Consider the following 18,485-nt stretch of genomic DNA (forward strand, 5'->3'; position numbering starts at 1 on the left):
TCGTATCGCCACGCGACCTCTTGACGAACCTATTGCGACGCCATAGGTTCCCGGAACATTCGAAGTAAAGCTCGAAACATTCGTACCCCTGCTCCCCGCACCGACTGTCCACCTGGTGGCTCACCGACCTCTGACAGGAGTTTCATGACCACCGCCCCCTGGCGTGACCCCGCCCTGCCCGCCGCCGCCCGTGTCGACGACCTCCTCTCCCGGATGACCCTGGAGGAGAAGACCGCCCAGCTGTACGGCGTGTGGGTCGGCGCCGCGACGGACGGCGACGGAGTCGCCCCGCATCAGCACGACATGACCGCCGACTACGACTGGAACGAGCTGATCACCCGGGGGCTCGGCCAGCTGACCCGGTCCTTCGGCACCGCGCCCGTGGACCCCGCGCTCGGCGCCCGCGCGCTGGCCCTCGCCCAACGGCGGATCGCCGCGGCCGGCCGCTTCGGCATCCCGGCCGTCGCCCACGAGGAGTGCCTGGCCGGCTTCACCGCCTGGCGGGCCACCGCCTACCCGGTCCCACTGGCCTGGGGCGCCGCCTTCGACCCGCCGCTGGTGGAGGAGATGGGCCGGGCGATCGGCCGCGACCTGCGCGCGGTCGGCGTCCACCAGGGCCTCGCCCCCGTCCTGGACGTCGTCCGCGACCCGCGCTGGGGACGGGTCGAGGAGACGATCGGCGAGGACCCGTACCTGGTCGGCACGGTCGGCACGGCCTACGTCCGCGGGCTCGAGTCCGCCGGGGTCGTCGCCACGCTCAAGCACTTCGCGGGGTACGCCTCCTCGGCGGGCGCCCGCAACCTGGCCCCGGTGCGGGCGGGCACCCGGGAGTTCGCCGACGTGACCCTGCCGCCCTTCGAGATGGCCCTGCGCGAGGGCGGCGCCCGCTCGGTGATGGCGGCCTACACGGAACGCGACGGCGTCCCGGCCTCCGCCGACCCCGAACTGCTGACCCGCCTCCTGCGGGAGGAGTGGGGCTTCACCGGCACGGTCGTCGCCGACTACTTCGGCATCGGCTTCCTCCAGACCCTGCACCGGGTCGCGGGCACTCCCGCGCAGGCGGCCCACCTCGCCCTGGCGGCCGGCATCGATGTCGAACTGCCCACCGTGAAGTACTACGGCGAGACCCTGGTCACGGCCGTGCGCGCCGGCGATCTCCCCGAGGAACTGGTCGACCGGGCCGCCCACCGCGTCCTGCTCCAGAAGTGCGAACTGGGCCTGCTGGACGAGGACTGGCAGCCACCGAGCCCCGAGTCGGTCGACCTCGACCCGGCGACGAACCGCGCCCTGGCCCGCCGGCTGGCGGAGGAGTCGGTGGTCCTGCTGGACAACCCCGACGGGCTGCTCCCCCTCGCCCCCGACACCCGCGTCGCCGTGGTCGGCCCGCGGGCCGCCGACGCGCTGGCGATGCTGGGCTGCTACTCCTTCCCGTCCCATGTCCTCACCCACCACCCCGAGGTGGACCTGGGCATCGACATCCCCACCGTGCTGGAGTCCCTGCGGGGCGAACTCCCCGACGCGAAGGTCACGTTCACGCAAGGGTGCGGGGTCTCGGACCCGGACCCGTCCGGCTTCGCCGAGGCCATCGCCCGCGCCGCGGAGGCGGACGTCTGCGTGGCCGTCCTGGGCGACCGGGCGGGCCTGTTCGGCCGGGGCACCTCGGGCGAGGGCTGCGACGTGGCCGACCTGACCCTGCCCGGCGTCCAGGGCGAACTGCTGGACGCGCTGGTCGCGACGGGCGTCCCGGTCGTCCTGGTCCTGCTCACCGGCCGCCCGTACGCGCTCGGCCGCTGGCACGGGCGGCTGGGGGCGGTCGTCCAGGCGTTCTTCCCGGGCGAGGAGGGCGGTCCGGCGGTGGCGGGCGTGCTCTCCGGCCGGGTGAACCCCTCGGGCCGCCTCCCGGTGAGCGTGCCGCGCGTGCCGGGCGGTCAGCCCTGGACGTACCTCCAGCCGCCGCTGGGTCTGGCGGGCGAGGTCAGCAACCTGGACCCGACCCCGCTGTACCCGTTCGGACACGGGCGCTCGTACACGGAGTTCGCGTGGGAGGACTTCTCCGGCCCGGACGCGGAGATCGGCACGGACGGCTCGTACGACCTGTCCGTCACGGTCCGCAACACCGGCGGGCGGGCGGGCGCGGAGGTCGTGCAGCTGTATCTGCACGACCCGGTGGCGAGCGTCACCCGTCCCGACGTACGGCTGATCGGCTATCAGCGGCTGGAGCTGGCGGCGGGCGGTTCGGCACGGGTGACCTTCCGCTTCCACGCCGACCTGACGGCGTTCACCGACCGCGCGGGGCGCCGGGTGGTCGAACCGGGCGATCTGGAGCTGCGGTTGGGGACGTCCAGCGGGCAGGTGCGGGAGGTGGCGCGGGTGCGGCTCGCCGGGCCGGTGCGCGAGGTGGGGGCGGAGCGACGGCTGCGGTGCGAGGCGGACGTCCTGCGAGATTGACGTGTTCGCGGGCGGTGTCCTCTTCGCCGCCATCGTCACGTGGGGTGCACGCAGGACACCGGGAGCCCTGCCCTGGCGCGTCGTACGCCCGGCTCACCTCCCCCGAGGGCACGGACCACCGGCAGCGGGTTGTGGCACCCGCCCCTGGACGCCGTGCCCACCGGGGCCCCGCTCACCGTCCACGGCTCACCCGGCCGCCCACGTCGGGTCCGGCACCGGCTCGAACCGCCACCGGTGCGCGGCCCGGCTCACCAACGCCGCTTCGGGATCCGGGAGTTCGGGCAGGACGGCGTCGTAGTCGGCGTCCCACCAGGTGATGACCAGTACCCGGTCCTGCGGGGCGCGGAAGGTCTCCCTGCGCCTGGGCGCGGGCGCGAGCTCCTGCGCCCGCGCCCAGGCCAGCAGGTCCTCGCCCCGGCCGGTGACCGCCCGGGCCTCCCACATCAGCGCGACCGTCACGAGTAGAGGTTGTCCTTGCCGGTCTCGTGGGCGTGGACGTGGTCGTGGCCGTGCGGACGGCCCGGCACATGGGGGTCGGTCACCGGCAGCGAGGAGTCCGCCGACAGGTCCCAGTCGGACGCCGCGCGTCCCCGGGCCACCATCTCCGCGCCCAGGGCCGCCACCATCGCGCCGTTGTCCGTGCACAGCTTGGGGCGCGGGACGCGCAGCCGGATGCCGGCGGCCTCGCAGCGCTCCTTGGCCAGGGCCCGCAGCCGGGTGTTCGCGGCCACGCCGCCGCCGATCATCAGGTGGTCGACGCCCTCGTCCTTGCAGGCCCGTACGGCCTTGCGGGTCAGGACGTCCACGACCGCCTCCTGGAAGGAGGCCGCCACGTCACGGACCGGGACCTCCTCGCCCGCCGCCCGCTTCGCCTCGATCCAGCGGGCGACCGACGTCTTCAGCCCGGAGAAGGAGAAGTCGTACACCGGGTCGCGCGGGCCGGTCAGGCCGCGCGGGAACGCGATCGCCGAGGGGTCGCCCTCACGCGCGTAGCGGTCGATGACCGGGCCGCCCGGGAAGCCCAGGTTCAGCACCCGGGCGATCTTGTCGAAGGCCTCGCCCGCCGCGTCGTCGATGGTCGCGCCCATCGGGCGGACGTCGGAGGTGATGTCGCTGGACAGCAGCAGGGACGAGTGGCCGCCGGACACCAGCAGCGCCATCGTCGGCTCGGGCAGCGCGCCGTGCTCCAGCTGGTCCACGCAGATGTGGGAGGCGAGGTGGTTCACCCCGTAGAGGGGCTTGCCGAGGGCGTAGGCGTACGCCTTCGCCGCCGAGACGCCGACCAGCAGGGCACCGGCGAGACCGGGACCTGCCGTGACCGCGATGCCGTCGAGGTCCTTCGGGCTCACCCCCGCTTCCTTCAGGGCCCGCTCGATGGTCGGGACCATCGCCTCGAGGTGGGCCCGGGACGCCACCTCCGGCACGACCCCGCCGAACCGGGCGTGCTCGTCGACGCTGGAGGCGATCGCGTCCGCCAGCAGGGTCGTGCCGCGCACGACGCCCACGCCGGTCTCGTCGCAGGAGGTCTCGATCCCCAGAACCAGGGGTTCGTCAGCCATTGTTCTCGGTTTCCTGTGTCCCTTGTACCGGGGTCGGTACTGATGTCGATGGATCGGTCAGCCGCATCACCAGGGCGTCCACGTTCCCCGGCTGGTAGTAGCCGCGCCGGAAGCCGATGGCCTCGAAGCCGAAGCGTTCGTAGAGCTTCTGGGCGCGCACGTTGTCGATCCGGCACTCCAGCATGACCTCGGCGCACTCGAAGGCGGTCGCCGCGCGGAGCAGCTCCGTCAGCAGGCGGCCGCCGAGCCCGGTGCCCCAGTGGCCGCGGGCGACGGCGATGGTCTGGACGTCGGCGACCGCGGCGAAGCCGCTGTCGGACCCGGTGCCGGCCGCGGCCAGGCCCGCGTACCCGACGATCCGCTCGCCGTCGGCCGTGGTCTCGACCGCGACGAGATAGCGCCGGGTCGCCTCGGGGCCCCGGGCATGGGCCAGGTCGGACCAGAACATGCCCCGTGACCAGGCGTCCTCGGGGAAGAGGTCCTTCTCCAGCTCCAGCACGGGTTCGATGTCCCACCAGCGCATCTCCCGCAGCACGGGCAGGCCGGTCGGGTTGGCGGCTTCGGTCACTTGGGGGTGACCACCTTGTAGTTCTTCGGCACCTGGGCGTCGGGCCGGCGCAGGTACAGCGGGCGCGGGGCCGGCAGCTCCTCGCCCCGGACGAGCCGCTCGGCGGCGAGCGAGGCGAGGGCCGAGGCGCAGGCGTGCTCCGGCTCGCGCGCCTCGGGGAACGTGTCCGGGTACAGCAGCGCGCCCGCGCCGACGGCCGGCAGCCCGGCCACCTCGTCGGCGATGTCGGCGGGCCGGTCCACCGCGGGGCCCGAGACCCGGGTCCGGGAGTTGTCGTAACGCGCCCAGTAGACCTCCTTGCGGCGGGCGTCGGTCGCCACGACGAAGGGGCCTTCGAGGTCGGACGCGTAGGCGAGGCCGTCGAGCGTGCACAGACCGTGCACCGGGACGCCGAGCGCGAGCCCGAGGGTGTCGGCGGTCATCAGGCCGACTCTCAGCCCCGTGTACGGGCCGGGGCCGATGCCGACGACGATCCCGGTGACGGCGTCGAGACTGCGGCCGGCCCCGGCGAGCAGCCGGTCGACGGTCGGCAGCAGCAGCTCGCCGTGCCGGCGCGCGTCCACCTGACTCGATGAGGCGACGACGTCTGTCCCGTCGTGCAGCGCGACGGTGACGGCGGGGGTGGCGGTATCCAGAGCGAGCAAGAGCACGCAAACAGCCTACGGCTCCCGTGCCCCGGACATGGCCGCGCCGGTCGGAGGCGTGACGACTGCTAACGTCACCGCGAAACGTGACGTACCGGACAGACTGGGTGGTAGTCGATGCCAAGCAACAGCTCGACTTTCGTGGCCGGGCTCACCGCGGCGGCCCTGGCGACGGTCGCGTTCCTCACCTTCCAGGCGTCGGCGAGCGCACCCGCCGACCTGTCCCGGCCGCAGCGCAGCGGCTCCCCCGCGAACGCGGCGAAGGCGCCCCGGGACAAGGGCCACCCCGCCGCGCTGCCGGCGTACTCCGGCCTCGGCGCGCGGGTCGTGTACTCCCTGGACGACGACCGGGTGTGGCTGGTCGGGTCGAACGGCGGGGTCAAGCGCACGTTCAAGGTCGCCCCCGGCAGCGTGGACCCGCTCCCGGGCACGTACGCCGTCACCTCCCGCGCGGGTGCGGTCACCGGCACCGACGGCACCCCCATCGAGCACGTCGTGCGCTTCGCCACCGTGAACGACGTGACGATCGGCTTCAGCGCGGCGCTGGACGGCTCGCTGCCCGAGCCCGACCCGACGGTGAAGACGGGCGGCATCCGGCAGAGCGTCGCGGACGGCGACGCGATGTGGGACTTCGCGACGATCGGACAGGCCGTCGTCGTGATCCCGTAGGGGTGACCGGGGGCCCCGGGTGCGGCGCCCTGGTATACCGCGAACGTTTCCGACGAGACGTCGGCAAAATGTTGCGTCGGGCGTCCGGTGCGTGGTCACATGGTATCAACTTCGTAGTTAGGTCTACCTAACTACGCCCGCCCCCGAACCTCAGGAGGCGTCCATGTCGGTCACCGAACCCAAGGGCCGGCCGTCGAGGCCGTTCACGCTCGCCGGTGTGTCCATGCGGGATCTGCTGGCCTCGTGCGCGGCCGCGGAAGCCGTCTCGACGCCGCCGCGGCTGCCCGACCCGGCACTCACGGAGCGGCCGGCGGAGCGCCCCAAGGCGGCGTGAGCCCCACGGGCGACCGGCCCCGCGGCCACCCGTCCGGCCGACCGCACGACGGTCAGGACGACCGCCCGCCGCTCAGGCCGACAGCACGCCGAGGTCCGCCGAGGCCCAGCGCTCGCCGAGCCCCGTCACCGTCACGTGCCGCACCTCGTCCGTGGTGTCGCCGACGGCACGGTGGATGAGGACCTGGAGCCGGTCGTCGGTCAGTTCCTCGACCTTGCCCTCGCCCCACTCCACGACGATCACCGACGCGGGCAGCGACACGTCGAGGTCGAGGTCCTCCATCTCGTCGAGCCCGCCGCCCAGGCGGTACGCGTCGACGTGGACGAGCGGCGGGCCCTCCCCGAGGGAGGGGTGCACGCGGGCGATCACGAACGTCGGGGAGGTGACGGCACCCCGGACCCCGAGCCCCGCACCGAGCCCGCGGGTGAGCGTCGTCTTGCCCGCGCCGAGTTCCCCGCTGAGCATCACGAGATCACCCGCGCGCAACAGCTCGGCGAGACGACGGCCCAGCTCACCCATCTGCTCGGGGGAGTTGACGACGATCTCGACGCGGTTTCCGAGAGGTCCGGGCTCAGCCGGGTCGTGTGCTGCTGCTGGTGCTTCCATAGCCGTTCACGGTAGCTCCTGCGGGCACGGCACCCGCGCGGGTGAGCAGGTCGGCAAGGCGGTCGGTGACCACTTCCGGGTGTTCCAGCATCACGAGGTGTCCGGCGTCGGGGACGAGGACCAGCTCGGCGTCCGGCAGAAGGTCGGCGATCGCCTCGCTGTGCTCGCTCGGCGTGACCAGGTCACCGATCCCGGCGAGCACCAGGACCGGCATGTCGGTGAAACAGGTCAGCGCCTCGGTCTTGTCGTGATCCGTGAACGCCGGGTAGAACTCGGCGACCACGTCGATCGGCGTGCCCTCGATCATGCGCTCGGCGAACCGCGCCACCGCCGGATCCACGTCCCGCGACGCGAACGAGTACCGCTTGATGATCCCCGCGAAGAGATCGGCGGTGGCCCGCCGCCCCTTCTCCACCAGGGCCGCCTGCTGCCCCAGCGCCTTCAGCACCCCCGGCAGCACCCGCCGCACCGCGTTCACGCCCGCGACCGGCAGCCCGAAGTTGACCTCGCCGAGCCGCCCCGAGGACGTACCGACGAAGGCGGTGGCGACGACCCGGTCGCGGATCAGCTCGGGGTACAGCGCGGCCAGGGCCATCACCGTCATCCCGCCCATGGAGTGCCCGACGAGCACGACCGGCCCCTCCGGCACGGCCGCGTCGATCACGGCCCGCAGGTCGCGCCCCAGCTGATCGATGGTGACCGGCTCGCCGTCCCGTATCTGGGCGTTGCCGCGCCCCGACCGGCCGTGACTGCGCTGGTCCCAGTGCACGGTCCGTACGACGCCCCGCAGGGCCGCCCGCTGGAAGTGCCAGGAGTCCTGGTTGAGGCAGTAGCCGTGGCTGAAGACCACGGTGACGGGGAGCGGTGCCTTGCGCCCGAAGAGCCTGCGCCGCCGGTTCGCCGGTCCGCCCTGCGGCTCGACGTCGTCGACCTCGTAGTACAGCTCGGTGCCGTCCTCGGCGTACGCCTTGCCGGGGGTGCCGCGCAGGCCGCCGTACGGCCCCGTCGAGTCGAGGGCGAGCCGGGCCTTCGCCCGCATGCCGCGGCCGACGGTCATCCGCTCCAGGGCGACGCCCGCCGCGGCGCCCGCGGCGATCACGCCTATCGCGGCGCCGGCGATGCCGGTCGCCCGGCGCCACCCCCCGCCCGCCCCCGTGGCGGAGGCGGCAACGACCGCCGAGGCGGCACTCGCCACCGCCTCCGCGCTGCTCTCGCTCACGTACCGCTCCTCTTTGGCCGATGCCCCTGTACTGACTGCGGGTTACCCGTCCTGGTCACTCGTTCACATAGACGCGCGGTACGCGCGAACCGATGCGCGTGACGATCTCGTACCCGATGGTGCCGGCCGCCTGGGCCCAGTCCTGCGCCGTGGGTTCACCGCGGTCGCCGGGTCCGAAGAGGACCGCCTCCGCGCCGGGGCCGGGCTCGTCGCCGCCGAGGTCGACGACGAACTGGTCCATGGCGATCCGGCCGGCCGCCGTCCGCCACTTGCCGGCGACCAGCACCGGACCGCTCCCGGAGGCGTGCCGGGGGACACCGTCCGCATAGCCGAGGGGGACCAGGCCCAGGGTCGTCTCGCCCGGGGTGACGTAGTGGTGGCCGTAGCTCACGCCGTGGCCGCCCGGGACGTGCTTCACCAGGGCCAGCGAGGCCGCGAGGGTCATCACCGGCCGCAGCCCGAAGTCGGCGGCGGAGCCCAGCTCGGGGCTGGGCGACAGGCCGTACATCGCGATGCCCGGACGGACCAGGTCGAAATGGGTCTCCGGGAGCGTGAGCGTGGCCGGGGAGTTGGCGATGTGCCGCACCTCGGGCCGCACGCCCTGCCGTTCGGCGTACGCCACCATCTCGCGGAAGCGGTCGAGCTGGGGCGCGACGGAGGGATGCCCGGGCTCGTCGGCGCAGGCGAAGTGCGACCACAGCCCGGTGACCCGGAGCAGCCCCTCGCCCTCGGCCCGCAGCGCCTCGCCCACCAGCTCGGGCCAGTCGGCGGGCTGGCAGCCGTTGCGCCCGAGCCCGGTGTCGGCCTTGAGCTGCACGCGGGCGGCCCGCCCGGCGGCCCGTGCCCCCTCGACGACCTCCCGCAGGGCCCAGAGCCCGCTCACCGACACGTCGAGACCGGCCTCGACCGCCTCCCGCCAGGGGCCGCCCGGCGTCCACAGCCAGCACATGATCCTGACGTCCGCCGGCAGCCCGCCGTCCGCGCGCAGCGCCAGCGCCTCCTCGGGCGTGGCGGTGCCCACCCAGCCGGCGCCGGCCGCCACCGCCGCGCGGGCACAGGGGGCGGCCCCGTGCCCGTACCCGTCGGCCTTCACCACGGCCATGAACTCCGCGCCCGGCGCCTTGGCGCGCAACGTACGCACGTTGGCCCGCAGCGCGGCCAGGTCGATCTCGGCACGGGCGCGCGACGGGGTGGCGGGCGGCTTGGCAGTCTCACTCATCGCGCCCAGTGTCTCAGAGGGCCCGGACAGCCCCCTAGGTACCGGGCCGGTGCCCCCACACGTAGACCCGGTCGCCCTTCTTCAGCACACCCCACAGCCTGCGCGCGTCACCGACCGTGAGATTGACGCAGCCCATGGAGCCGATGGTGGTGTGGATGCTGTCGTAGACGGCGTGGAAGGCCTGGCCGCCGTCGAAGAACTGCGCATACGGCATGGGGGCGTTGTAGAGCGTGGAGATGTGGTTCTTGTGCCGCCAGTAGACGGTGTGCCATCCCTTGCGGGTCGGGTGCACGGCCCGTCCGCTGCGCATCGGGACGGGTCCGAAGACGACCTTCGTCCCCTTCTGCACCCAGGTCAGTTGCCGGTCGAGATCGACGCAGGCGACCCGGTGGGTGCGCACCGGACACCTCTTCCGGGCGTTGGGGTTCTTCCTCGCGGCCACGAGCTGCATCCGCGCCCAGGTGACGGGCCCGGCGAACCCGATCGCGGGCTCGATCCCCTGCTGCCGCTGGAACGCCCGGATCGCCTTGCAGTCGGCGGCGGACTGCTTCCCGTCCACGGTCAGCTTCAGCCACCGCTCGACCGCCCGCTGGTACGGCCCGGCCCGCTTGCTGCACGCCACCCGGGTCATCACCTCGTCCAGCGGCACGTACTCGACGAGCGCGTACGTCCCCTCCACGGCGTCCCGCGGCTCGACGGCGTCCTCGGCGGCGGTGGGCGTGTACACCCTCGGCGCGAGCACCTGGTCGGGCGTGTCGATCTCCCAGGACGGAGGTGACGGAGGAGGAGCGGCGCGAGCGGGCGTGCCCAGGGGAAGAAGCGCGACGGCAGCAAGAACGAGAGCCACGGTTCGTGTGCTGAACATCCGATCAGACAAGCGCGCAACCCACGGCGAGCACGGCTGCCGCGCGGCGCCTTCACCCTTTCAGCGGGGTGAGCGGCTCCAGCCCGTCCGGCGCTCGAGGACGAGGCCGTCCAGGCCGAAAGCGGGGGGCTGGGGGCGGCAGTCCCCAGGGACGGGAAGGGTAGGGGCGGCGGGGGCGAGAAAACCCAGCGCCCCTACCGCCGCACATCCCGCCAGGCCCCCGCGACCGCCGCAGCCACCTCATGCGCCCCCACCGGCGCCCCCTCCGCGGCGAACCGCCCCGCCAGCCCGTGCAGATAGGCCCCCACGCTCCCCGCGTCCAACGCACTCAGCCCTGCCGCCAGCAACGACCCGGCAAGCCCCGACAGCACATCCCCGCTCCCGGCCGTGGCCAGCCACGCCGTCCCCGTCGCGTTCACCCGCACCACTCCCGCACCACCCGCGTCCGCGACGAGCGTCGTCGACCCCTTCAGCAGCACGGTCGCCCGGTAGCGGGCCGCCAGCTCCCGCGCGGAGCGCAGCCGGGCCCCCTCCACCTCCTCCCGCGCCACCCCCAGCAGCGCGGCCGCCTCACCCGCGTGCGGTGTCATCAGCGTCGGCGCGGTCCGCCCGCGCACCGCGTCGGCGTCCGCGAGCCGCAGCCCGTCGGCGTCGATCAGCACGGGCACATCGGCGGACAGCACCTCCGCCACCGTCTTGGCGTCGTCCCCGGCGCCCGGCCCGACGACCCAGGCCTGCACCCGCCCGGCCCGCCGGGGCCCCTGGTCCGACACGAGCGTCTCGGGGAACCGCGCGACGACCGCGTCCCCGGCCGGCCCCACGTACCGCACGGCCCCCGCCCCGCCCCGCAGCGCCCCCGCGACGGCCAGCACGGCGGCCCCCGGATACCGGGCGGAGCCGGCGGCGATCCCGACGACGCCCCGCCGGTACTTGTCGCTCTCTCCGCCGGGCACGGGCAGCAGGGCGGCCACGTCCGCGTGCTGAAGGGCCGCAAGCTCGGGTTCGGCGGGCAACTCGTCCCCGAGCCCGATGTCGACGAGCCGCACCGACCCGGCGTACTCCCGCGCCGGATCGACGAGCAGGCCCGGCTTGTGCGTGCCGAAGGTGACGGTGAGGTCGGCACGGATCGCGCTCCCGTGCACCTCGCCGGTGTCGGCGTCGACGCCGCTGGGCAGATCGACGGCGACGACGGCGGCCCGCGCGTCGGCGACGACCGCGGCCAGCGAGGCCGCGTCCGGCCGCAGCCCGCCCTTCCCGCCGATCCCGACGATGCCGTCGAGCACGAGGTCGGCCCGCCGGACGACGGCTTCGGCGCCGGCCGGCGCGACCGTGTGCCCGCCCGCCCGCCGCAGGGCCGCGAGCCCCGCGGCGTGCGCCCGCCCGGGCGCGAGCAGTACCGCGGTCACGCCCGCCCCGCGCCGGGCGAGCCGGGCGCCGGCGTACAGGGCGTCACCCCCGTTGTCGCCGCTGCCGACCAGCAGCACGACCCGCCGCCCGTACACCCGCCCCAGCAGGTCGGCGCAGGCGGCGGCGAGTCCGGCGGCGGCCCGCTGCATGAGGGCCCCTTGCGGAACCCGGGCCATCAGCTCCCGCTCGGCACGACGGACGGTCTCAACGCGGTAGGCAGTACGCATACGGTCGAGTCTCCCCCGGACTCCCCCGCCACCGCACGCCGTCAGCCCACCCTGCGGTGCGCACCTCAGCCCGGCCCTGCGGTGCGCACTTCAGCCCGGCCCTGCGGTGCGCACCTCAGTTCACCGTGTGGTGCGCACCCTCAGTTCACCGTGCGGTGCGCCCTTCGGATCAGCCTTCGGCCACCACCACCGCCGAGGCGACGCCCGCGTCGTGACTCAGCGACACATGCCAGCTCCGCACCCCCAGTTCGGCCGCCCGCGCCGCGACACTCCCCCGCACCCGCAGCCGGGGCCGCCCGCTGTCCTCGACGTACACCTCCGCGTCCGTCCACAGCAGCCCGGGGGGCGCCCCCAGCGCCTTGGCGAGAGCCTCCTTGGCGGCGAACCGGGCCGCCAGCGAGGCGGTACCCCGCCGCTCCCCGCTCGGCAGCAGCAACTCGCTCTCCAGGAAGAGCCGCCTGGCCAGCCCGGGCGTCCGCTCCATGGACGCCGCGAACCGCTCGATCTCGGCCACGTCGATACCGACCCCGATGATGCTCATGCCGAGCACCCTACGGCCGGGCTGTCACAGCCTGCTGCTAGCCTGCGGCGACTTGATCACGTCAGTCGAAATGCAGGATCTCACCGCCGCACGCCCTGGGGGGCCAGCCCGCGTGCCGCGGACAGTGACGCCAGGGGGCGGAGGAATGACCAGCACCACCAACGGCATGGCCGGCGGCGGACCCACGAGCGGTTGGGGACCGACCTTCGACCCGTACGACAACACACCCGAGCTGATCCCGATGCGCACCGCCGCGCAGGCCGGACACTGGCCGACGGTGCGGGCCTTCTTCGCGGGGCTCGACTCGGTCGACAAGCTCTCCTCCGCCGTCGGCCTCCTCGCCGACATCCCCGGCGTCGAGAACTTCCTGGAGCGGGCGGCGGCCGAATCGCCCGGCGACCCGCTGCCGCGCACGCTGCTGGCCGAGCGGTACGTCTACATCGGCTGGGACATCCGCAGCGGCGCCCGCGCCCAGCACGTCTCGCGGGACCAGTTCACCCAGTTCCACGACTGGCTGCGCAGGGCGGAGCAGCTGCTGATCGAGATCTGCGCCGAGCACCCCTCGTACGCCCCCGCCTGGACCGCCCGGCTGATGACCGCGCGCGGTCTCCAGCTGGGACAGGCCGAGGCGCGCCGCCGCTACGACCGTCTGTCCGCCCACCACCCGCACCAGTACCACGCGCAGGTGCAGCTGCTCCAGCAGCTGTGCCCGAAGTGGAGCGGCTCCTGGGAGGCGGCGCACGGCTTCGCCCGCGAATGCGCGACCGCGGCCCCCGACGGCTCGAACTCCGGCGCCCTGGTCGCCCTCGCGCACATCGAGCGCTGGCTCGACCTGGACAGCGGCGAGGACGCGGCCTACATGAGGGGCCTGTCGGTCCGCGACGACCTGCGCAACGCCGCCCAGGTCTCCGTGCTGCACCCGGCCCACCGGCCCGACTGGAACTCGCTCGGCGCGCACAACGCGTTCGCGTTCGCCTTCTCGCTCGGCAACCACTGGGAGTACGCGGCCCCGCACTTCGCCTTCATCGGCGACCGCGCGACCGAGTCCCCGTGGCACTACGTGCCCGACAAGAAGTCCTCGTTCCTCAAGTCCCGCAAGGCCGCACTGGAATCCCGAGGAGGCGGCAACCGATGAGCACCGACCTGCACGAGCACGACGACCGCGCGGATCTCGCCGCCCTCGCCGGCCTCGTCTCGCACACCACCACGCAGCACATCCCCACCCTCCACGCCCCCGCCTCGGGCAACGAGATCACCGCCGGCCTCTTCTTCCGGGTGGGCCGCGCCGACGAGACCCTGGCCACCGCCGGCCTCACGCACCTCGTCGAACACCTCGCCCTGCACCGCCTCGGCCTGTCCGACCTGCACTACAACGGCGCGACGGCGAACGCGTACACCCTCTTCCACGTCACCGGCAGCGAGGAGGAGGTCGTCAAGTACCTCAACAGCGTGTGCGCGGGACTGCGGGACCTGCCGATGGAGCGGCTGGAGACCGAGAAGGAGATCCTGCGCACCGAGGCGGCCGGCCGGGGCAACGGCCCCCAGCACCAGATGCCGCTGTGGCGGTACGGCGCCCAGGGCTACGGCCTGTCCAGCTACAACGAGCTCGGCACCTGGAGCCTGACCCCGGACCAGGTGCGCCACTGGGCCGAGACCCGCTTCACCAGGGACAACGCGGTGCTGTGGATCACCAGCGACCGGGTCCCCGACGGCCTGGACCTCACGCTCCCCCAGGGCACCCGCTTCCCCGCTCCGGCCGCGACCAGCGCACTGCCCACCACCCCCGCGTTCATCAGCGGCGACGACGGCCATGTCGTCCTCACCTCGGTGCTCCGCCGCTCCACCGCGGCCAGCGTCTTCGCGGACGTCCTCGGCCGGGCCCTCTTCCAGGACCTGCGCCAGGAGGGCGGCTACTCCTACTCCGCGGAGGCCGACTACGCCCCGCGCGACGCCGACTTCGCCACCCTCACCGCGTACGCGGACTCCCTCCCGCAGAAGCAGGACGCGGTCGTCGGCGGCTTCGTCGACACCCTCGCCCGGCTGCGCGCGGGCCGCATCGAGCAGTCCGAACTGGACTCCGTCCGCGCCAAGCTCCTCAAGATGTACGACACCCCCGACCTCGCGGCGGCCGCGCTCCCCTCGTACGCGCTGAGCCTGCTGCTCGGGCACCGGATCCTCACCCCCGAGCAGCACCGGGCCGAGCTGAACGCGGTGACCACGGACGACCTGCGCGAGGTCGCTCGGGAGACCTGGGACAACGCGCTCCTCCAGGTACCGGGCCGGGGCGTCGACTGGGCGGGTCTCACCCTCGCCCCGCAGCACTCGCAGGCCGCCCTGACCGGCACCCGCCACCAGTCCCTGGAGGACGAGGAGGTCACCCTGGTCATCGGCGCCGACGGGGTGAGCCTGCTGACCCCGAGGGGCCCGGTCACCGTCCGCTACGACGCCTGCGCGGCGATGACCGCCCGCCCCGACGGCGCCCGCACCCTGACCGGCCACGACGGCTTCTCGGTCACCGTGGAGCCCACCCTGTTCCGAGGGGTGACGCCGGAACGCGTCGCCGCGCTGGACGCGGCCGTGCCGGCCGGGGCGGTGGTCCGGATGCCGGCCCGCGAGCCCGACCACATCCCCCAGCCGCGCAAGCGCGCCTCCGGCCCCCGAACCGCAGGCAACGGCCGCTCCACGGTGGGCTGGACCATCGCGCTCTGGCTGGTCGGCCTGCTCGCCGTGGTGTGGGGCCTGTTGTGCGCGGTCATCACCGCCGACGAGTCCTCGGCCACCGCCCCGGAGTGGGACGCGGTGGTCGGCGTCTGGATCCTGGAACTCCCCCTCGCCTTCGCGACCTGGAAGGTCTACGCGGCCAGAAGACAACGCGTCCGGAGCTGACAATCGCCCCTGGGGGCGCGGGGCCGTCGCGCACGGGCCGGCCCCCAGGGCGCGAGGCCGTCGCAGACGGGCCAGCCCCCAGAGGCGCCAGGCCGTCGCAGACGGGCCAGCCCCCAGGAGCCCGAGGCCGTCGCAGACGGGCCAGCCCCCAGGAGCCCGAGGCCGTCGCAGACGGGCCAGCCCCCAGGGGCGCGAGGCCCTGTCGATCTGCGGCTCCGCAGCGTGGGCGCGGCCGGCCACGGCGCACCCGCACCCGCGCGCGGGTGCGGACCCCCACCCCCTCAGGCGCCCCCGCTCAGAACCGCCTCACTCCACCGTCACCGACTTCGCCAGGTTCCGGGGCTGGTCCACCTCGTTGCCCCGCGCCGTCGCCAGCTCGCACGCGAACACCTGCAACGGAACCGTCGCGACCAACGGCGACAACAGCACCGGCGTGACCGGGATCCGCACGAGATGGTCGGCGTACGGCACCACCGCCTCGTCCCCCTCCTCCGCGATCACGATCGTCCGCGCCCCCCGGGCCCTGATCTCCTGGATGTTGGACACGATCTTGTCGTGCAGGACGGACCGCCCCCGCGGCGACGGCACCACCACGACGACCGGCAGATCCTCCTCCACGAGCGCGATCGGCCCGTGCTTCAGCTCACCCGCGGCGAACCCCTCCGCGTGCATGTAGGCGAGCTCCTTCAGCTTCAGGGCGCCCTCCAGCGCGACGGGATACCCGACGTGCCGCCCGAGGAACAGCACGGTGTCCTTGTGGGCGAGGGACCGCGCCAGCTCCCGCACCGGCCCCATGGTCTCCAGCACCCGCTCGACCGCGCCGGAGATCTGCGCGAGGTCCCGGATGACGGCCCGGATCTCGTCGCCCCACTTGGTGCCGCGCACCTGGCCCAGATACAGCGCGACGAGATAGCAGGCCACCAACTGCGTCAGGAACGCCTTGGTCGAGGCGACGGCCACCTCCGGCCCGGCATGCGTGTACAGCACCGCGTCCGACTCCCGCGGGATCGTCGAGCCGTTGGTGTTGCAGATCGCCAGCACCTTGGACCCCTGCTCCCGCGCGTGCCGCAGCGCCATGAGCGTGTCCATCGTCTCCCCGGACTGGGAGATGGCGATGACGAGGGACCGCGAGTCGAGGATCGGGTCCCGGTAGCGGAACTCACTGGCCAGCTCCACCTCGCACGGGATCCGCGTCCAGTGCTCGATGGCGTACTTGGCGATGAGGCCCGCGTGGAAGGCCGTACCGCACGCGACGATGACGACCTTGTCGACCTCCCGCAGCTCGGAGGCCGGGATCCGCACCTCGTCGAGCGACAGCGCGCCGGAGGCGTCGATGCGGCCGAGCAGGGTGTCGGCGACGGCCTTGGGCTGCTCGGCGATCTCCTTGAGCATGAAGTAGTCGTAGCCGCCCTTCTCCGCGGCCGACGCGTCCCAGTCGACGTGGTACGACCGGACGTCCGCCGGGCGCCCGTCGAAGCCGGTCACCGTCACACCGTCCCGCCGCAGCTCGACGACCTGGTCCTGACCCAGCTCGATAGCCGACCGGGTGTGCGCGATGAACGCGGCGACGTCCGAGGCGAGAAACGCCTCGCCCTCCCCGACGCCCACCACGAGCGGCGAGTTCCGCCGCGCGCCGACCACCACGTCCGGCTCGTCGGCATGCGCCGCGACCAGCGTGAACGCCCCCTCCAGCCGCCGGCACACCAGCCGCATGGCCTCGGCGAGGTCGGCCGTCACCGAGAACTCCTCGGCGAGCAGATGGGCCACGACCTCGGTGTCGGTCTCGGAGGACAGCTCGTGCCCCCGCTCGGCCAGTTCGGCCCGCAGTACGGCGAAGTTCTCGATGATCCCGTTGTGCACGACGGCGACCCGCCCGGCGTTGTCGAGATGCGGATGCGCGTTGGCGTCCGTCGGCCCGCCGTGTGTGGCCCACCGGGTGTGCCCGATGCCCGTCGTCCCGGTCGGCAGTGGCCGGGCCGCGAGCTCCTTCTCCAGATTGACGAGCTTGCCCGCCTTTCTCGCGGCGGCCAGCCCGCCGTCCGCCAGCACGGCGATGCCCGCCGAGTCGTAGCCCCGGTACTCCAGCCGCCTCAGCCCGGCCATCACGACCTCCAGCGCCGACTGAGACCCCACGTATCCCACGATTCCGCACATGCGCGGCAGCCTACGACCGAATCACGCCCACAAAGAGCCTCCGCGTGCCCGATTTCGGAAATTCCCACGGCTGTACGCCCTCTCGGCCGGGCGTGACGGACCCCACCCACCATCCTGTTCAAACTCCGTTAACAATGGACTGTGATCTCTCCGGTCTCCCCGATGCCCCGGAGCGCCCACCGGCACAGGCCGGAGGCGACTCCCTTCGTCGACCTCACCCGATCCGAGTGGAGCGCGCTGCGCGAGAAGACTCCGCTGCCGCTGACCGCCGAGGAGGTCGAGAAGCTGCGCGGCCTCGGTGACGTCATCGACCTCGACGAGGTACGTGACATCTACCTGCCGCTGTCGCGCCTGCTCAATCTCTACGTGGGCGCCACCGACGGCCTGCGCGGCGCCCTCAACACCTTCCTCGGCGAGCAGGGCTCCCAGTCCGGCACCCCGTTCGTGATAGGCGTCGCGGGCTCGGTGGCGGTCGGCAAGTCGACCGTCGCCCGGCTCCTCCAGGCCCTGCTGTCCCGCTGGCCGGAACACCCCCGCGTGGAGCTGGTCACCACTGACGGCTTCCTGCTCCCCACCAGGGAACTGGAGGCCCGCGGGCTGATGTCCCGCAAGGGCTTCCCCGAGTCCTACGACCGCCGCGCGCTGACCCGCTTCGTGGCCGACATCAAGGCGGGCAAGGGCGAGGTCACCGCGCCCGTCTACTCCCACCTGATCTACGACATCGTCCCGGACCGCAAGCTCACCGTCCGGCGCCCCGACATCCTCATCGTCGAGGGCCTGAACGTCCTTCAGCCCGCCCTGCCCGGCAAGGACGGCCGCACCCGCGTCGGCCTCGCCGACTACTTCGACTTCAGCGTGTACGTCGACGCGAGCGCCGAGGACATCGAGCGCTGGTACCTCAGCCGGTTCCGGAAACTCCGTCAGACGGCCTTCCAGAAGCCGGACTCGTACTTCAGGAAGTACACCCAGGTCTCCGAGGACGAGGCCGTCGACTACGCCCGCACCCTCTGGCGCACCATCAACAAGCCCAACCTGGTGGAGAACATCGCGCCCACCCGGGGCCGGGCCACCCTGATCGTCCGCAAGGGCCAGGATCACAAGGTGCAGCGCCTGAGCCTGCGAAAACTCTGACGGCTACC

17 protein-coding genes are annotated in these 18,485 nt (G+C 73.4%); 6 read left to right on the forward strand and 11 right to left on the reverse strand.

All coding sequences use genetic code 11. From position 1 onward, the window contains the following. The first annotated feature begins 144 nt into the window (after positions 1–144). Positions 145–2,448: a beta-xylosidase/alpha-l-arabinosidase gene (locus QQM72_RS34195; protein ID WP_314224715.1), complete on the forward strand. Its 2,304-nt coding sequence runs from the start codon at positions 145–147 to the stop codon at positions 2,446–2,448. Positions 2,449–2,634: 186 nt separating this feature from the next. Here the strand turns inward: QQM72_RS34195 and QQM72_RS34200 are convergent, their stop codons facing one another. Genes QQM72_RS34200 through tsaB form a run of 4 tightly spaced genes read right to left on the reverse strand, consistent with a single transcriptional unit; the run spans position 2,635 to position 5,225 of the window. Further along, positions 2,635–2,907, reverse strand: a complete 273-nt coding sequence (locus QQM72_RS34200; protein ID WP_314224716.1) for a hypothetical protein — start codon at positions 2,905–2,907, stop codon at positions 2,635–2,637. Beyond that, on the reverse strand, positions 2,904–4,007 hold the full coding sequence (tsaD, locus tag QQM72_RS34205) for a tRNA (adenosine(37)-N6)-threonylcarbamoyltransferase complex transferase subunit TsaD (protein WP_314224717.1): 1,104 nt from the start codon (positions 4,005–4,007) through the stop codon (positions 2,904–2,906). The genes QQM72_RS34200 and tsaD overlap by 4 nt, the downstream gene beginning before the upstream one ends. Beyond that, on the reverse strand, positions 4,000–4,530 hold the full coding sequence (locus QQM72_RS34210) for a GNAT family N-acetyltransferase (RefSeq protein WP_314224748.1): 531 nt from the start codon (positions 4,528–4,530) through the stop codon (positions 4,000–4,002). Before QQM72_RS34210 ends, tsaD begins: the two co-directional genes overlap by 8 nt. Positions 4,531–4,571: 41 nt before the next feature. Then, positions 4,572–5,225: a tRNA (adenosine(37)-N6)-threonylcarbamoyltransferase complex dimerization subunit type 1 TsaB gene (tsaB, locus tag QQM72_RS34215; RefSeq protein WP_314224718.1), complete on the reverse strand. Its 654-nt coding sequence runs from the start codon at positions 5,223–5,225 to the stop codon at positions 4,572–4,574. A 111-nt stretch (positions 5,226–5,336) separates the two neighbouring features. Here tsaB and QQM72_RS34220 point away from each other — a divergent pair, with 111 nt between their 5' ends. Both QQM72_RS34220 and QQM72_RS34225 read left to right on the forward strand, forming a co-directional pair. Then, positions 5,337–5,888, forward strand: a complete 552-nt coding sequence (locus tag QQM72_RS34220; protein WP_314224719.1) for a hypothetical protein — start codon at positions 5,337–5,339, stop codon at positions 5,886–5,888. 163 nt (positions 5,889–6,051) lie between these two features. Then, positions 6,052–6,222 (forward strand): hypothetical protein, encoded by a 171-nt coding sequence (locus QQM72_RS34225; RefSeq protein WP_314224720.1) that lies wholly within the window; start codon positions 6,052–6,054, stop codon positions 6,220–6,222. A 72-nt stretch (positions 6,223–6,294) separates the two neighbouring features. On the opposite strand, the gene tsaE is transcribed toward QQM72_RS34225, so the two are convergent. The 6 genes from tsaE to QQM72_RS34255 all read right to left on the reverse strand — a co-directional run bounded on the left by tsaE (position 6,295) and on the right by QQM72_RS34255 (position 12,306). Continuing rightward, a complete protein-coding gene (gene tsaE / locus QQM72_RS34230) occupies positions 6,295–6,828 on the reverse strand; it encodes a tRNA (adenosine(37)-N6)-threonylcarbamoyltransferase complex ATPase subunit type 1 TsaE (RefSeq protein WP_314224721.1) in 534 nt (177 codons plus the stop codon). Next, entirely contained in the window at positions 6,794–8,047 is a 1,254-nt protein-coding gene (locus QQM72_RS34235; RefSeq protein ID WP_314224722.1) for an alpha/beta hydrolase, read from the reverse strand. The genes tsaE and QQM72_RS34235 overlap by 35 nt, the downstream gene beginning before the upstream one ends. A gap of 55 nt (positions 8,048–8,102) precedes the next feature. Then, positions 8,103–9,266, reverse strand: coding sequence for an alanine racemase (alr, locus tag QQM72_RS34240; RefSeq protein WP_314224723.1), 1,164 nt, complete (start codon positions 9,264–9,266; stop codon positions 8,103–8,105). A 34-nt stretch (positions 9,267–9,300) separates the two neighbouring features. Next, positions 9,301–10,131 (reverse strand): L,D-transpeptidase family protein, encoded by an 831-nt coding sequence (locus QQM72_RS34245; protein ID WP_314224725.1) that lies wholly within the window; start codon positions 10,129–10,131, stop codon positions 9,301–9,303. Positions 10,132–10,325: 194 nt separating this feature from the next. Further along, the gene (locus tag QQM72_RS34250) at positions 10,326–11,765 is read right to left on the reverse strand and encodes an NAD(P)H-hydrate dehydratase (protein WP_314224726.1); all 1,440 of its coding nucleotides are present in this window, start codon (positions 11,763–11,765) and stop codon (positions 10,326–10,328) included. Between the two features lie 169 nt (positions 11,766–11,934). After that, a complete protein-coding gene (locus QQM72_RS34255; protein WP_314224727.1) occupies positions 11,935–12,306 on the reverse strand; it encodes a holo-ACP synthase in 372 nt (123 codons plus the stop codon). 145 nt (positions 12,307–12,451) lie between these two features. On the opposite strand from QQM72_RS34255, the gene QQM72_RS34260 reads away from it, so the two are divergent. Together QQM72_RS34260 and QQM72_RS34265 are read left to right on the forward strand one after the other, a co-directional pair. Beyond that, positions 12,452–13,441, forward strand: coding sequence for a hypothetical protein (locus QQM72_RS34260; RefSeq protein WP_314224728.1), 990 nt, complete (start codon positions 12,452–12,454; stop codon positions 13,439–13,441). After that, the gene (locus tag QQM72_RS34265) at positions 13,438–15,192 is read left to right on the forward strand and encodes a M16 family metallopeptidase (protein ID WP_314224729.1); all 1,755 of its coding nucleotides are present in this window, start codon (positions 13,438–13,440) and stop codon (positions 15,190–15,192) included. The genes QQM72_RS34260 and QQM72_RS34265 overlap by 4 nt, the downstream gene beginning before the upstream one ends. 306 nt (positions 15,193–15,498) lie before the next feature. Here the strand turns inward: QQM72_RS34265 and glmS are convergent, their stop codons facing one another. After that, complete coding sequence (gene glmS, locus QQM72_RS34270; RefSeq protein ID WP_314224731.1) at positions 15,499–17,346, reverse strand: glutamine--fructose-6-phosphate transaminase (isomerizing); 1,848 nt, start codon at positions 17,344–17,346, stop codon at positions 15,499–15,501. Between the two features lie 162 nt (positions 17,347–17,508). On the opposite strand from glmS, the gene coaA reads away from it, so the two are divergent. Continuing rightward, positions 17,509–18,477: a type I pantothenate kinase gene (gene coaA, locus QQM72_RS34275; protein WP_314224732.1), complete on the forward strand. Its 969-nt coding sequence runs from the start codon at positions 17,509–17,511 to the stop codon at positions 18,475–18,477. The last annotated feature ends 8 nt before the right edge of the window (positions 18,478–18,485 follow it).

It is taken from the genome of Streptomyces zaehneri (assembly GCF_032248645.1).
In the GTDB taxonomy this organism is placed as follows: Bacteria; Actinomycetota; Actinomycetes; order Streptomycetales; family Streptomycetaceae; genus Streptomyces; species Streptomyces coriariae.

Excerpts from the sequence above, each read along its gene's own strand:
- QQM72_RS34195 (WP_314224715.1), top strand. The coding sequence starts at position 145 with ATGACCACCGCCCCCTGGCGTGACCCCGCCCTGCCCGCCGCCGCCCGT.
- tsaD (WP_314224717.1), bottom strand. The coding sequence starts at position 4,007 with ATGGCTGACGAACCCCTGGTTCTGGGGATCGAGACCTCCTGCGACGAG.
- QQM72_RS34210 (WP_314224748.1), bottom strand. The coding sequence starts at position 4,530 with ATGCGCTGGTGGGACATCGAACCCGTGCTGGAGCTGGAGAAGGACCTC.
- QQM72_RS34220 (WP_314224719.1), top strand. The coding sequence starts at position 5,337 with ATGCCAAGCAACAGCTCGACTTTCGTGGCCGGGCTCACCGCGGCGGCC.
- QQM72_RS34225 (WP_314224720.1), top strand. The coding sequence starts at position 6,052 with ATGTCGGTCACCGAACCCAAGGGCCGGCCGTCGAGGCCGTTCACGCTC.
- tsaE (WP_314224721.1), bottom strand. The coding sequence starts at position 6,828 with ATGGAAGCACCAGCAGCAGCACACGACCCGGCTGAGCCCGGACCTCTC.
- alr (WP_314224723.1), bottom strand. The coding sequence starts at position 9,266 with ATGAGTGAGACTGCCAAGCCGCCCGCCACCCCGTCGCGCGCCCGTGCC.
- QQM72_RS34245 (WP_314224725.1), bottom strand. The coding sequence starts at position 10,131 with ATGTTCAGCACACGAACCGTGGCTCTCGTTCTTGCTGCCGTCGCGCTT.
- QQM72_RS34250 (WP_314224726.1), bottom strand. The coding sequence starts at position 11,765 with ATGCGTACTGCCTACCGCGTTGAGACCGTCCGTCGTGCCGAGCGGGAG.
- QQM72_RS34255 (WP_314224727.1), bottom strand. The coding sequence starts at position 12,306 with ATGAGCATCATCGGGGTCGGTATCGACGTGGCCGAGATCGAGCGGTTC.
- QQM72_RS34260 (WP_314224728.1), top strand. The coding sequence starts at position 12,452 with ATGACCAGCACCACCAACGGCATGGCCGGCGGCGGACCCACGAGCGGT.
- QQM72_RS34265 (WP_314224729.1), top strand. The coding sequence starts at position 13,438 with ATGAGCACCGACCTGCACGAGCACGACGACCGCGCGGATCTCGCCGCC.
- glmS (WP_314224731.1), bottom strand. The coding sequence starts at position 17,346 with ATGTGCGGAATCGTGGGATACGTGGGGTCTCAGTCGGCGCTGGAGGTC.
- coaA (WP_314224732.1), top strand. The coding sequence starts at position 17,509 with ATGCCCCGGAGCGCCCACCGGCACAGGCCGGAGGCGACTCCCTTCGTC.